This window comes from Chryseobacterium culicis (genome assembly GCF_900108365.1).
In the GTDB taxonomy this organism is placed as follows: domain Bacteria; phylum Bacteroidota; class Bacteroidia; order Flavobacteriales; family Weeksellaceae; genus Chryseobacterium; species Chryseobacterium culicis.
The window spans coordinates 281,142-294,989 of the sequence record NZ_FNWQ01000001.1 but is presented as its reverse complement, the minus strand read 5'-3'; the positions used below and the strand labels follow the sequence as shown (position 1 = coordinate 294,989).

The window sequence follows — 13,848 nt, the reverse complement described above, 5'->3', positions numbered from 1 at the left end:
TAAAAGTGTCTTATTTAAAAAAAGTACATGAAATCTATTATAAGCTGCATCGTTTTATTGCTTGCAATGAATCCTCTTTTTTCACAGAAATCTAAAAAACTGGAACAATTATTCGAAACCTATGAAAAAGCGGGATTGTTCAGTGGTTCTGTTCTGATTGCTGAAAAAGGAAAAATTATTTTCGAAAAAAGCTATGGTTACAGGAATGCTCAGAAAAAAGAGAAAAATACCAATAACAGCCTTTATCGGGTTTTCTCTACTACAAAAATGTTCACGGCAACTGTTATTTTTCAGCTGGAAGAACAGGGAAAACTATCCCTGAATGACAAACTGTCAAAATATTATCCTGACTTTCCGAAAGGCGACAGCATTACCATTGCCCATCTGCTGTCCCACACGTCAGGAATTCCCAATGATACCAACTCTGAGTACACGGTAGATGAAGCAACATTTATAAAATATATTGCAGCAAAACCTTTGAATTTTTCACCGGGTAAAGATTGGGATTACTCCAATTCCGGATATTATATTCTTGGCTATATCATTAAGAAAGTAACCGGTCTGGATTACGATGAAGTCATTAAAAATAGTATTCTGAAACCCCTGAAAATGAACCATAGTGGATTTCATTTCAATGATTTGACGGATGAAAACAAAGCATTTGGATATGAATTTTTATCGGATAAAAGATATAACGAAGCATTACGTTTTAAGACCGACCATCCTTTCGGTGCCGGAGCCATGTATTCAACAGTGGAAGATCTTTTTAAATTTAATGAAGCGCTAAAAAACTACACGCTGCTGAAAAAAGAAACAACAGAAAAAGCATTTACTCCTTACCTTAAAGATCATTATGGTTTAGGTTTCCAGATTTCGAAGGATTTTGACAAAAAACGAGTGGGTCATGATGGCGGAGGACCTGGTTACAGAAGCAGATATTACAGAGTTCTGGATGACGATATTTGTGTGATTTTAATTTCAGAACTTTCGCACTCCGATTTTATTATTCCTCAAGTTGAAAAAATACTGTACAATAAACCTTATAGTATTCCAGCTATTGCAAAAGTAGGTGCGGAAGATCTAAACAAGCTGGAAGGTGTCTATTCTTCAGAAAAATCAAATTTTTATATTAAAAGTATTGATGGGCAGCTTATTTTCAAAGAAGGCAGTTATCCCAGAAACGCTTTATTACCATTAAGCAAAACGTCATTTCAGCTGGATGAGAAATTCACCTGTACCTTCCAGCCTGATCAAAACGGGAAAATAGATACTGTTATCATTCATTTCTGGGACGGAACTGTAAAAACAGCTAAAAGAAATACAGATAATCCTACCTGGGGAATTATTGGAAATGCCACTCCGAGCGGCTGGGATGGAAAAGATATTCCTCTGCAGACAGATCCTAAAAATCCCAATATTTATTTTTTGAAAAATTATACCCTGAAAAAAGGAAATATGAAATTCAGGTTTAATAATGACTGGGGATACAACCTTGGACTGAATAATGATAATAAAAGTATTGCCTTTGATGCCTATGATTTTCCCATTCATGAAGATGGAGTTTATGATATTATTCTTGACATGACTAACATTGCACAACCGCAATACAGTATTAAAAAATCAAATCCATAAAACAGACATTCATAAAGTAAAAAATACATATTTTAAAACCGTTTTGTTTTCAGAACGGTTTTTATTTTTAATAACCGTTGATATTTTTTATTATTTTTAACTCACACAAAATCAAAACACAAAATATAATCTATGCCTCATTTTATTATAGATTGTTCTCAGGATATTCTTCAGGAAAGAACACCCGATGAATTAATGGAAGCCGTTTATGACGTGGCTAATGCAACAGGCTTGTTTGCTCCCAATGACATCAAAGTAAGACTGCAGCCCTATCAGTATTACAGATTAGGAGAAGACAAAAAAAACTTTCTGCATGTATTTGGGTACATTATGCAGGGGCGAAGTACGGAACAAAAAGCTCATCTTTCCAAACAGATCAGTACAAGGCTTTCAGAATTACTGCCGGAGATCTCTTTTCTTTCTGTGAACATCAGTGATTTTGAAACGGCAACTTACAGCAACAAAGCACTCATTAATCCACAGAATATAGATAAAGACAGGCATTTCGGATTATAGCACCCTCTTTCAAACCACTAAATATTAATATTATGAGCCTAAAAGCATTAGTCAGCAAAACCGTACAGTACAATAACTGGGTAGTCAACAAATACATCGACTGGTTATCCACAAAGTCTGACGAACAACTGAACCAGGAAACCATTTCCAGTTTTCCGACCATTTTAAAAACCTTACACCACATCTGGCAAACTCAGGAATACTGGTGGAGCTACATTGCTGAAAAGAATGATTTTGATGTTACCAAAACTGCAGAGACCAACAGCAAAGAAGATGTTTTCAACGCGATAAGAACCAATTCACAAATGCTGGCAGACTATGTGGAAAGCTTATCCGAAGAAGATCTCTTAAAAAATGTAAAGATTGAATCACAATGGTTTCAATGTGATTTTTCCAAGTATGAATATATCCAGCATGCGATCCTCCACGGAACTTACCACAGAGGACAAATCGTGACCATGGGAAGAAATATCGGAATTACTGACGCTCCTATGACGGATTTCAACTTCTGGAATATTTATAAAGACCAGCAATAAAACCAACAATTTTGTGGATAACTTTGAAAGAGAATTTCAGAGCACCAATCAACATCCTTTTAAATTACTGATTTTAAATAATTTAAATTAAAAACCAACAATTATCCACATATTCAATTATTTGTGGATAACTTTTCATTTCCTAATTTCCTTCTGTGGATAAACTATGGATAAGTTTTTAAACCATTGAAACAAATCTTGTAAACAGCTAATTATCTTTAATTTACAAGACTTATCCATTTTCATTAGATTTTCACAATAGAAAAAAGTGTTGATAAGTTATGGGGATAACTTATCAACACTTTTTTACAGTATTACTTTTCAAATAACGAACAACATTCATCATTCATTATAAGTATTTTTTTATAAATTGCATTAAAAACAAATCACAGATTAAAGAAATAAAATATATAACTAAATTATATTCAATAAATTAAAAACACATTAACAAAACAGACTTCCATATTGATATATTTAATTGACCATTCCTGAATGCTCAATTAAAAATCAAAAAACACAAACCTGCAGATATCCACAAATGTTATTATACACTATGATGAAAAAGTTATCCACAATGAAAACAAATTTAATAACCCAATACCCTCATTCAAATGACAACAACGGACATCATGGAAAACATCATCCCTTACCTTGGGGAATCAGCACCGTACTTTTCAATTCCCGAAAACAGCATTTTCAGAGATCATAAGATCGAAACAGAGATCAGGGAGTGGAATTTTGAGAATGAAAATTATTCGCAGCTGATCAAATTACTATTTTCACTGGGAAGCCTCAGCCTGTATAAAATACTGAATGATGACAGTAAAGAGAAAATCTATTTCCTTGGCGAAAAAATCAGGATCAGAAAATTATCTTACAGGGAACCAAAATCAGTTATAATTACCAGTGAAAGCTTTCTAGAATCTGAAAGAAAAGGAAAATCTCACCTCCAGATAACAGATCGTCATTCCGGGGATCCGCTGTTTTCTGCAGAACTGGATTACTATATTATTACCAGAGAAGCATTTGAAGTTTTTTACAAAGATCTTTTCACTGCAGTTCCGGTAGAATATCATGACAAAAACCTTCCTGAAAGTAAAATACTCAATACAGAAACACCTCATCATTTTACCATTGTTACAGAGCCTTTTACGCCTGATCAATGCAAAGGACATTTTGAAAACCATCCTATAGTTCCATTTGTATTCATAACGCACTGTATTTTAAAAGAGATCTTCAGTTTCCTTGGGAATGAAATATCGTATGAGATAGAAAGTTTTGAAGGATATGCTTCCAATGCACTTCCCACGGGAATTACATTTCTGACGGAGGTATTTCACCAAAGATATTTAAAGAATCTTCTTTATTTCAAATGTGAGATCAGGGATAATTCCGGAAATCCGTACGGTGCCATTATTTTCAGCATCAAATCAAAAAAATAACCCATAATAAACACTGCTTCAATGTGGTGTTATTTTTTCATACGGTAACAAGCAATAAAATCATCCTATTTACAGCTCATTTTGTAAATTACAACGTTAAAAATCACCAATACTTACCAATTTATATGGAAAAATATGCAGTATCATCAGACGGTCAGAGAATTCATTACAAAGAATCCGGAAGCGGAAATACCACTCTCATTTTCATGCATGGATGGCTTGGTAATACCGCATGGTGGGATATTCAGCAAAAATATTTAAACAGCAAGTACAACATTGTACAAATGGATCTTGCAGGACACGGAAAATCCGGTTCTTCAAGAAAGGAATGGACAAGCGCCGGATATGCAGATGATATTAAAGCTGTAGCAGATGCCGTCAATTCAAATGAGATCATTCTTGTAGGACATTCCATGTCCGGAGCTTATGTTTTGGAAGCATCTTTAAAAATTCCACGGGTAAAGGCATTAATTCTTATAGACACCATGAAAAATATGGAAGAATCTTTTACCCCGGAACAGGCTGAAGAAGTCCTTTCTCAGTATAAAAATGATTTCAAATACACTGTGGAAAACATCCTGCCGCAATTTCTGTTCGCAGACGGCACGCCGCCTGCCGTAAAAGAAAGAGTACAAAGTGAATTTCTACAGCATGAGCCCGAATTGGCAATTAATACTCTCCGTCCTTTATACAAGACAGATTTCAGGCCATTTGCAAAACAGATTCAAATTCCTGTAACCGCCATCAATTCCGATGCTTCTCCTACCCATCTGGAAAACAACAGAAAGTATTTGAAAACCTATGATTATGTTACCATGGAAGGCGTTGGGCACTATCCTATGCTGGAAAGGCCGGATGAATTTAATGCCATTCTTGATAAAGTTATCCAAAAGCTGATTTGATATTTAACAATGCAGAATACCAGAATTTTTACTACACCATTTTCCAGTGTGTATCCCCACTACATTCAAAAAGCTGAAAAAAAGGGCCGTACCAAAGAAGAGGTAGATGAAATCATCTTCTGGCTTACGGGATATAATGAAAAAACCCTGAAGGAAGTTCTTGATCATAAAGCCGATTGTAAAACGTTCTTTGAACAGGCACCTCGAATCCATCCCAATGTTTCATTAATAAAGGGAGTCATTTGCGGATATCGTGTGGAAGAAATAGAAGATGAACTAATGAGAAATATACGCTATCTGGATAAATTGATTGATGAGCTGGCGAAAGGAAAGAAGATGGAAAAAATTAAAAGAAAAATTTAAAAAATAAAATTTCAATGTACGAGTGGAATTATTTTTACGGAGCTATCATGCTGGATGAGGACTATAGCGGTTTTCTCAACTTCATCAACAATAAAATGCGGGATCAGAAATATTTTTATTTTCATCCGGAAATTTTCTCCCGTGCTACTCAGGAACCCGCATATTATTATGACAATATTCTTATTACCTTTGGAAGAACAGAAAAATGGCTTATCGACGATACAAGGGAATTACAAAACTTCATTCGTGAATTTGAAGAAATAATAAGCCAGCTTGATTTTGAACATGCTCAGATCAAGACAGGAGGAATAAATTCAGACCATTCTTTCTTCTGGCTAAACAAAGAAAAGATAAAACATTCGTATCAGTCTGATATGATGATAGATATTGTGAAACATTATCAGATAAGGCTGTATGAAAGCGAAAGGTACTATTTCGGACTGGGAGAGATTAATCTGTCTGCAGGAACGTTCAACAGAAGAAATGATGACCATGATCTAAGCTCCTTTGACAGGCAATATAAGAATTTCAGCTATCCTTTTTAAAGGGTAAAAAGTACACCATTCTTTTTCCCAATTCAAAAAACTTCCCGAAATTAGCGGTCTGTGCGTTAAATACGATTCAATGAAATAAAAATTTAAATTACAACATACAGTAAAACTTAGTATAAGTTTTCTTCGGGGCAGGGTGCAATTCCCTACCGGCGGTTACAGTCCGCGACTCCTTTCTTCGGAAAGGACTGATCTGGTGAAATTCCGGAACCGACAGTTAAAGTCTGGATGGGAGAAGAAAATGAGATGACCAATAAGATTCCTTGTGGACTCTTGTTGCGTTGTATTTCATTTCCATGTACCGAAGACTATTTTAACTTTTAAAAGTAAAATAACATGGAAAAATTATTAGAACAATTCGGAGCTACCTCCAAAGAACGTGTAGAAAAAGCACTTCAGACATTACAACAGGGAAAAGGCATTCTGTTAGTAGATGATGAAAACCGCGAAAACGAAGGCGACATCATATTTCCCGCTTCCACCATTACAGAACAGGACATGGCACTTCTGATCCGCGAATGCAGCGGTATCGTCTGCTTATGTATTTCTGAGGAAAAAAGCCGCCATCTGAACCTTCGTCCGATGGTGGAAAACAACAATTCAAAAAATCAAACTGCATTTACCATTTCCATTGAAGCCAGAGAAGGTGTGGAATCAGGAGTTTCTGCAAAAGACCGTGTAACTACCATCAGAACTGCTGTTGCAGCAAACGCACAGGCAGAGCATATTGCAAGTCCGGGACATGTATTCCCTCTGATCGCCAGAAAAGAGGGCGTATTTGAAAGACGCGGCCATACTGAAGGCAGTGTAGATCTTGTAAAAATGGCCAATCTGGGAGATGATGCTGTACTCTGTGAACTGACCAATGAGGATGGTTCCATGGCAAGACTTCCTGAAATTGTAGATTTTGCCATAAAAAAAGGGATGAGTGTAGTGACTATAGAAGACATCTATGCTTATCGTAAAATGATCATGAGCAACTAAAATTAAAGGTATTTAACGCACAGAACCGCCGGCTGAACTTATCAGCCGGCGGTTTATTTAAATATTTAATTAAAAAGAAGTTAAATAAAAATTTGAATACTATTTTTATTTAATTTTAACAAAAAATTTTTTGACTATGAAAAAATCTGTACTCTTTTTACTGGGAGCTTCTGCAATGCTTTCTGCGCAAATAACTCTTACAAAAACAGCCAATGATCCTGTTTCCGGAGATGTTATTAATTACAATCAGTTAAACGGATCTGTAGACAATTCTGCAGTTGGAGCCAACGTTACATTTTCAAACGCAGCCGTTACGATGGGGCCATCATCACAAACTACTTATTCTGTGCCGACCTCCGCTGAAATCACAACGTTTCCAGGTTCTACAATTAAAATGGTGGACGGAGCAACTACTATTTATTACAAAGCCACTGCTACTAAACTGGAAATTACAGGAATTGTAAATCCACAGGCCACTTTAAATTTCAATGTTGATAACGGAACTTATAACAACTACCCTACCACCTACGGACCTGCCCAGAATGATACCGCTAAAGGTACTTTCTCTTCATCGGTAGCCAATGGACTGTTCAGCGGAACCTTAGCAACTCAGGCTGATGCATACGGAACCCTGATTATAGGAAATAAAACATACAATAACGTTCTACGGGTAAAGTATACCCAGAGTTTTAATTTATATTCTTCCTTTGATGTAATTTATTCTAACCCGATCGGAACGGTTACCAATACCGCCTATGCTTATTATGATGCTTCTCACCGATATGCATTATTAAGCACAAGCAGCGGAAATATAAGTGTTCCTTTACTAGGGATCAACCAGTCTACTTCAAGCGCACAGGCTTTAAGTGAAACATTCCTGACCGTAAATAATGCTGTAAAAAAAGAGAATCTGGTTGTTTATCCTAACCCAGCGAAAGACTTTATCGGGTTTAAGGGAAATACAGATAATTATTCCAAAGCGAATATTTACAGTCTGGACGGAAAGCTGGTAAAAACAGCAGAGGTAAAATCCGGGAATATTCAGATCTCAGATCTTCCGCCAGCCTCTTATTTCATTGAGATGAGCGAAAAAAATACTTCGGAAAAAAAGAATGCAAAATTCATTAAGAAATAAAAAAAATCCCCACTCCAAAATATGGGTGGGGATTTTTGATAAGAAATGTGGAAAACAGGACTATATAATGTGTCAATTATTTTAAGTGAAAAAATGACCTATATTGTTTGTTCCTCCGATTAAATCAACTTCCAGCCAGCCAATCTCTAGCTTCCAACTTAAAACCAACTTTTAAAAAGTAGCGGCAGGAGCGGTCTCGTTATTAAGCTTACGTTGGATTTCGGTCTTTTTTCCTCTAGAAAAATCGTAGCTTAATCCTAGGATAAACATGGATTTATTGTTCATAATCTGTGTATGAACTTTATAGTCAACCAGACTCTCCGGTAGACTTTTTGTTTTATATTCCGAAGGCATTCCAATCCAGTACATTCCGGTGGAGAACGTCCAGTTTTTTCGTTTATAGCTTACAAAAATGTTATTCTGGTTTTCGTTCGTATTGAGGAATGCCCCATTAAGGCTGTACACTGGAATATTGAACTGATACTGGACTGAGAACGATTTATATTCTGAAGATAACGAAAAATAATTTCCTAAATAATCATTTTTAATCAGGGCTCCTTTACTGGTTCTCACAGTTTCAGAAGTTGGCGTGATCACTGCTTTGATAACAAGAAGGCTGTTTCCAAACGGTTTATAAGATCCTGTTAACTGCACACCATACCTTTGTCCGTTTTTCCCGTTTTCGTACGTCAGAGCGTAGCCTCCCAAAACCTCGTCCTGTACATAATACTGATTGATCACCCTGTTGGTATATCTGTAAAACAGGCCTGCATTAACATCAAAATATTTATTATTGAAAGAATAAGTCAGATTATTAGAATACACCTGTTGAGATTCTAAGAAAGGATTTCCCCGCTGAACGATATTAGGTGCCAGCTGAACCACATTACTGCTCAAAGCATTGCTCCAGGGACTTACCGGATTGTAGCCTGCTGTAAAACGAAGATTCTGGTTTCCTTTAATCTGATAGGCTAAAATAACCTTGGGGGTGAAAGTCCATTCATTAAAAGTAGTCTCCGCACTTTTGTTATGAATATTGGTAAGCCCGGCTCCGATTCGGTAACTGAATTTATCTATTTTTCCTGCAAATTCTGTGTAAAAATACTGCTCAAGATAAGTAACACTGTATTGGGAATATCCGGCGAGATTATTCAGATCATTAGAAATGGAAGATCTCGAAATACGGTAGCCAGAAGACAGCTTCCCTGCCTTAAAATCATGAACATGCGCAAGCTCTCCTACAAGACTCGTCTGCCTGGCTTTCAAAACCATATCATTATCATATACAGACAAGCCTGAGCCAACAATCCATTCTTTGGCTGTTTCCGTAGTATTTGTTGTGTAATGAGAACCTACCACATTGATACTCAATTCATCTTTATCGCCCATTTTTTTAGAATAATAAAGGTCCAGCTTAGGAATTATATAATCTGAACCATTATTTTTAAACATATTATGCTCTTCTTTCAGATGATCTTCAGTAAAAACACTTTGCCCTATCCCTTTTGAAAACCTGCTGAAAATATCCATATTCATTTTAGCCTGAAAAGCATACTTATCCGGAACAAGCCTGGTATAGCGCAGGGCAACATTTTGGAAAGTATACCCAAAATGATCTGTCCTGTTTTCATCAGACCTGTAATGCGTTCCGTTTAACTGATAATCATAGATGCTGTTGACCCTTCTGTCATTATAATCTCTGATATTCAGGGAATATTCCAGTCCGAAATTGTTTTTTCCTTTGGTGTAATCGGCATAGGCAGAGCCATTCACAAATCCTGTGTTTAAAGCTGCGGAAACATCAGCTCCGAAAACATATCCGGTTTCTGTAGACCTTGTCAGGATATTCACTACTGTATCTGCTCTTGTTGCCCATCTGGCCGGAGGAATATCATAATACTCCACTTTTACAACTTCACCGGGGGCTACACTTCGGATCTGCATATCTGTAGCTTCAATTCCATTGATAAGAAATAAGGTAGTCCCTCCTTTGGTACTGGTAATGGTGTTGGATACCGGATCCAGCTGCAATTCCGGAAGAGTGCTCAGCAAATCTTTTGCATAGCGTGCTTTTTCCAGCGCCTCTTTATCAAAAGTATATACAGCTTTATCGGCAAACTGTTTTTTGCGCTGTGATTTTAGAATAACTTCCTGGATCTCTTTGGCTGCCGTAGTATCAGCCGTATCATTTTTCTTCTCCTGTGAAAATAGTAAAGTTCCACAAAGAAAGAGGATGGTATATATAGTTTTTATCATTTCAGAAGATGAATTATACCATTAGGACAATCAATTCCCGATGTTTATTACATTCATAATCACAGTACATTAAAAAATTATCAATAAATTTTCTTTAATTATAATTATTATGTTAAATTCAGCCCGTTTTTTGCTGGTATTTTTTTACATCACAAAATAAAGAATCATGAAAAAAGCATTTATAGCCATTCCTTGCTTCCTGTTCTCTGTTCTGGAAGCTCAGGAAATTCAAAACAGCCCGGCAGAGAAGATGAATATCGTCAAGACCAATGTCACGGCTTATGCATTCAGAAATATTAATCTGTCTTACGAACGGGCCATTAATCAGTGGTTTTCTTTGAACATCGGTTTCGGAACAATGCCGGAGGGAAAAGTACCATTCATCAATGCCTTTCTGAAAGATGAAGATGAAAAAAGATTCCAGAATCTAAGGGTAAAAGCTACCAATTTCACCATAGAACCCAGATTTTATATTGGAAAAGGCTATGGCAAAGGTTTCTATTTTGCACCTTATTACCGCTATTCAAGCGTGACCTCAAATACTTTTGATTTTTATTATGATTACAACGGCCCTGACGGGAATACCTATCAAATTCCATTAAGAGGCCAGGGAGATACCAATGGAAACAGTGGAGGATTAATGGTGGGGGTGCAGTTCTTTTTAACAAGAAGCCAGAATCTTGTACTGGATTTCTGGATTGCAGGAGCACATTACGGAAGCGGAAAAGGTGATTTCAGCATGACTTCAGATTATGTACTGACTCCGGATATGCAGGCTCAGCTTAAAAAAGAGATTGAGAACCTTGATATTCCGTTTGTAAAATATACGGTAGAAACCAATTCCAATGGTGCCAGAATAAAAGTGGACGGCCCTTGGGCAGGATTCAGAAGCGGGCTTTCTATTGGATACAGATTTTAAAAATTAAGACTTCCCTATTGCTAAACCGTTCTTTTTCAGAGCGGTTTATTTTTTCCTGAAATTTGTATCTTGGAGACCATTATTAAAAAACTTTCTGGAATATACATCTATGGACTCAACCTCTATCACCACAGGCCAAAGAATCAAAGCCATCATAGGCGGATCTATCGGAAATCTTGTTGAATGGTACGACTGGTATGCCTACGCAGCATTTGCCATCTACTTCTCCCATTCATTTTTTCCTGATTCTGACCTCAATGCCCAACTGATGAATACCGCAGGGATATTTGCCGTGGGCTTTCTTATGCGTCCCATCGGGGGATGGGTGTTCGGAAGTATTGCAGATAAGATCGGAAGGAAAAAATCAATGACGCTTTCTGTTCTTCTTATGTCTTTCGGATCTTTACTCATTGCTCTTACTCCCACTTATGCATCTATAGGTATTCTCGCTCCTCTTATACTTTTGCTGGCCAGATTACTTCAGGGCCTGAGTGTCGGCGGTGAATACGGAGTATCTGCCACCTACCTCAGCGAAATGGCCACACAGGACAGAAGGGGGTTTTATTCAAGTTTTCAATACGTTACTTTGATCGGCGGACAGCTTATCGCACTGGGAATTCAGCTTATTTTACAGAAATTAGTACTGACTGAAGCACAGCTTGAAGAATGGGGATGGAGAATTCCTTTTGTAATTGGTGCTATGCTTTCCATCATTGCATTATACCTGCGAGCTAATCTTCATGAGACCCAAGCCTTTGAAAACAAAAAAGAGGTCAGCGAAAAGAAAAAAGGAACAGTACAGGAACTGCTGAAACATCCAAGAGCCCTGCTTACGGTTGTAGGCCTTACTCTGGGAGGTACACTGGCATTTTATACGTATACCACTTATATGCAGAAATTCCTGGTGAATACCGTTCATCTTTCAAAAGAAGAATCTACATTGGTTTCTTTTATTTCACTCTTCATTTTTGCCTGTCTCCAGCCGGTATTTGGAGCATGGTCTGATAAGATCGGAAGAAGACCGCTTCTTTTAGGTTTTGGAATTCTGGGAACCTTATGTACAGTTCCTCTTCTTACGGCACTGAGCACCACTACATCCATTTGGGGCGCATTTTTCCTTATTATGGCAGCATTAATTATTGTTAGCGGCTACACGTCCATTAATGCAGTAGTAAAAGCAGAGCTCTTTCCTTCAGAAATCAGGGCGCTTGGCGTGGGCCTGCCCTATGCCATCACCGTTGCGGTATTTGGAGGAACGGCAGAATATATTGCGCTTTGGTTCAAACAAATCGGTTCTGAAGAATATTTTTACTGGTACATTACAGGATGTATTCTTTTCTCCCTTATTGTTTACATTGGCATGAAAGATACCAAAAAAACTTCTGCACTGGATAAGGATTAATTCCTGATGGCTTTAGAAAAACAGCGCGCCGCAGAGTATCTGCGGTGCGCGTTCTATTTTTAATGATAGGCCTGTTTAAATTTTTCAATCATACTATCCAGGTTATGACGCTGAACGTATATGCTTTTTACCTCTTCATACCTCGGCGATTTGTAGAAAACCTCATGGAAATCCATACTGCCGTTTCCTACTTTTACAACTTTCTGTACTTCGATATTCAACTTTCTCAATTCGTCTTTGAAGACTTTAAATTCATCTTGGATACTACTACTGCTCATTAATATTTTTGGTTTTTTAGTTAAAAATTCCATTTACCCCCTTAAATGTCAGGGGTAACTCCTAAATTCCGAATAAAGTTAGTAAATTTATCAACACAAAATAACACTTTGATAATATTTTATTATTTTTTTTGCAAATAGTAATCCGATAAAATCCGATTGATACAAATTCCGTATTTTTAACATGCTAAAAAATTATAACAACGATACGCAAACCATGAATAATAAAGCATTCCTCTCATTATTCTTTTCAATACTGCTTACGTTCCTTCAGGCTCAGAAACTGGAATTTAAAGCACCTGATTACGCTGCCATTCAAAAAAATATTGAGGATAAAAATTCAGAACTCTATTATCCTAAGCTTTTAAAAAGATTAAAAGAGAACGATACACTGCTTACAAGCACCCAATACCGCCATCTTTATTTCGGTTATACCTTTCAGAAAGAATATCAGCCCTATAAAATCGGAAAGAAGGCTGAAGAAGTAGCCAAATATTATCGGGGAGAAGGCATTTCACAAAAAGATCTGTCTAAAGGGATTCAGCTATTTCTGGATGTGTTAGACGAAAACCCTCTGGACCTTCGTGCCATGAATTATCTTGCCTATCTCTATCATCTAAATAAGGACGATGCCACTGCCGAAAAAATTGCAGGAAATTTCCATGGATTATTAAATGCAATTCTTACTTCCGGGGACGGACTGAAATGCGAGACAGGCTTTCACGTGATTTCCGTTACAGATGAATACGTCCTTCTGAACAGGTTTCAAATGGAAACAAAATCGCAAAGCCTGAAAGGAAAATGTGATTATCAGGAATTTGAAAAAGACAAATACAAAATCCCCGGGTTTTATTTCGATATCAGCAGGTTTTACGGAAGAATATTAGATTAAAATAAATTCAATTTTACCTCTGTGGTAAAGGAATTTGAAG

The 13,848-nt window shown here is 36.9% G+C and carries 14 protein-coding genes and 1 riboswitch; of the genes, 12 read left to right on the top strand and 2 right to left on the bottom strand.

What is annotated here, in order from left to right; all coding sequences use genetic code 11:
* Positions 1 to 27: 27 nt before the first annotated feature.
* The 9 genes from BLW74_RS01340 (at position 28) to BLW74_RS01300 (ending at position 8,061) form a co-directional block, all read left to right on the top strand.
* Positions 28 to 1,632, top strand: coding sequence for a serine hydrolase (locus BLW74_RS01340; protein WP_089689673.1), 1,605 nt, complete (start codon positions 28 to 30; stop codon positions 1,630 to 1,632).
* Positions 1,633 to 1,764: 132 nt separating this feature from the next.
* Entirely contained in the window at positions 1,765 to 2,148 is a 384-nt protein-coding gene (locus tag BLW74_RS01335) for a 5-carboxymethyl-2-hydroxymuconate Delta-isomerase (protein ID WP_089689672.1), read from the top strand.
* A gap of 32 nt (positions 2,149 to 2,180) precedes the next feature.
* A complete protein-coding gene (locus tag BLW74_RS01330) occupies positions 2,181 to 2,684 on the top strand; it encodes a DinB family protein (protein WP_089689671.1) in 504 nt (167 codons plus the stop codon).
* Positions 2,685 to 3,313: 629 nt separating this feature from the next.
* A complete protein-coding gene (locus BLW74_RS01325; protein WP_139265676.1) occupies positions 3,314 to 4,126 on the top strand; it encodes a hypothetical protein in 813 nt (270 codons plus the stop codon).
* Between the two features lie 125 nt (positions 4,127 to 4,251).
* Entirely contained in the window at positions 4,252 to 5,028 is a 777-nt protein-coding gene (locus BLW74_RS01320) for an alpha/beta fold hydrolase (protein ID WP_089689669.1), read from the top strand.
* A gap of 9 nt (positions 5,029 to 5,037) precedes the next feature.
* The gene (locus tag BLW74_RS01315; protein ID WP_089689668.1) at positions 5,038 to 5,391 is read left to right on the top strand and encodes a DUF2200 domain-containing protein; all 354 of its coding nucleotides are present in this window, start codon (positions 5,038 to 5,040) and stop codon (positions 5,389 to 5,391) included.
* Between the two features lie 14 nt (positions 5,392 to 5,405).
* The gene (locus tag BLW74_RS01310; protein WP_089689667.1) at positions 5,406 to 5,936 is read left to right on the top strand and encodes a hypothetical protein; all 531 of its coding nucleotides are present in this window, start codon (positions 5,406 to 5,408) and stop codon (positions 5,934 to 5,936) included.
* 124 nt (positions 5,937 to 6,060) lie between these two features.
* Positions 6,061 to 6,186: riboswitch (FMN riboswitch) on the top strand.
* Between the two features lie 92 nt (positions 6,187 to 6,278).
* Positions 6,279 to 6,926: a 3,4-dihydroxy-2-butanone-4-phosphate synthase gene (ribB, locus tag BLW74_RS01305; protein ID WP_089689666.1), complete on the top strand. Its 648-nt coding sequence runs from the start codon at positions 6,279 to 6,281 to the stop codon at positions 6,924 to 6,926.
* A 136-nt stretch (positions 6,927 to 7,062) separates the two neighbouring features.
* Positions 7,063 to 8,061: a T9SS type A sorting domain-containing protein gene (locus BLW74_RS01300; RefSeq protein ID WP_089689665.1), complete on the top strand. Its 999-nt coding sequence runs from the start codon at positions 7,063 to 7,065 to the stop codon at positions 8,059 to 8,061.
* 171 nt (positions 8,062 to 8,232) lie between these two features.
* Here BLW74_RS01300 and BLW74_RS01295 read toward each other — a convergent pair whose 3' ends face one another.
* A complete protein-coding gene (locus BLW74_RS01295; protein WP_089689664.1) occupies positions 8,233 to 10,317 on the bottom strand; it encodes a TonB-dependent receptor domain-containing protein in 2,085 nt (694 codons plus the stop codon).
* 166 nt (positions 10,318 to 10,483) lie between these two features.
* On the opposite strand from BLW74_RS01295, the gene BLW74_RS01290 reads away from it, so the two are divergent.
* Both BLW74_RS01290 and BLW74_RS01285 read left to right on the top strand, forming a co-directional pair.
* On the top strand, positions 10,484 to 11,236 hold the full coding sequence (locus tag BLW74_RS01290) for a DUF3575 domain-containing protein (RefSeq protein ID WP_089689663.1): 753 nt from the start codon (positions 10,484 to 10,486) through the stop codon (positions 11,234 to 11,236).
* A gap of 109 nt (positions 11,237 to 11,345) precedes the next feature.
* Positions 11,346 to 12,638 carry an MFS transporter gene (locus BLW74_RS01285; RefSeq protein WP_089689662.1) on the top strand — a complete coding sequence of 431 codons (1,293 nt, stop codon included), beginning with the start codon at positions 11,346 to 11,348 and terminating at the stop codon, positions 12,636 to 12,638.
* A gap of 59 nt (positions 12,639 to 12,697) precedes the next feature.
* On the opposite strand, the gene BLW74_RS01280 is transcribed toward BLW74_RS01285, so the two are convergent.
* Positions 12,698 to 12,916 carry a hypothetical protein gene (locus tag BLW74_RS01280; RefSeq protein ID WP_227413140.1) on the bottom strand — a complete coding sequence of 73 codons (219 nt, stop codon included), beginning with the start codon at positions 12,914 to 12,916 and terminating at the stop codon, positions 12,698 to 12,700.
* A gap of 217 nt (positions 12,917 to 13,133) precedes the next feature.
* On the opposite strand from BLW74_RS01280, the gene BLW74_RS01275 reads away from it, so the two are divergent.
* Positions 13,134 to 13,808: a DUF4919 domain-containing protein gene (locus BLW74_RS01275; RefSeq protein ID WP_089690601.1), complete on the top strand. Its 675-nt coding sequence runs from the start codon at positions 13,134 to 13,136 to the stop codon at positions 13,806 to 13,808.
* The last annotated feature ends 40 nt before the right edge of the window (positions 13,809 to 13,848 follow it).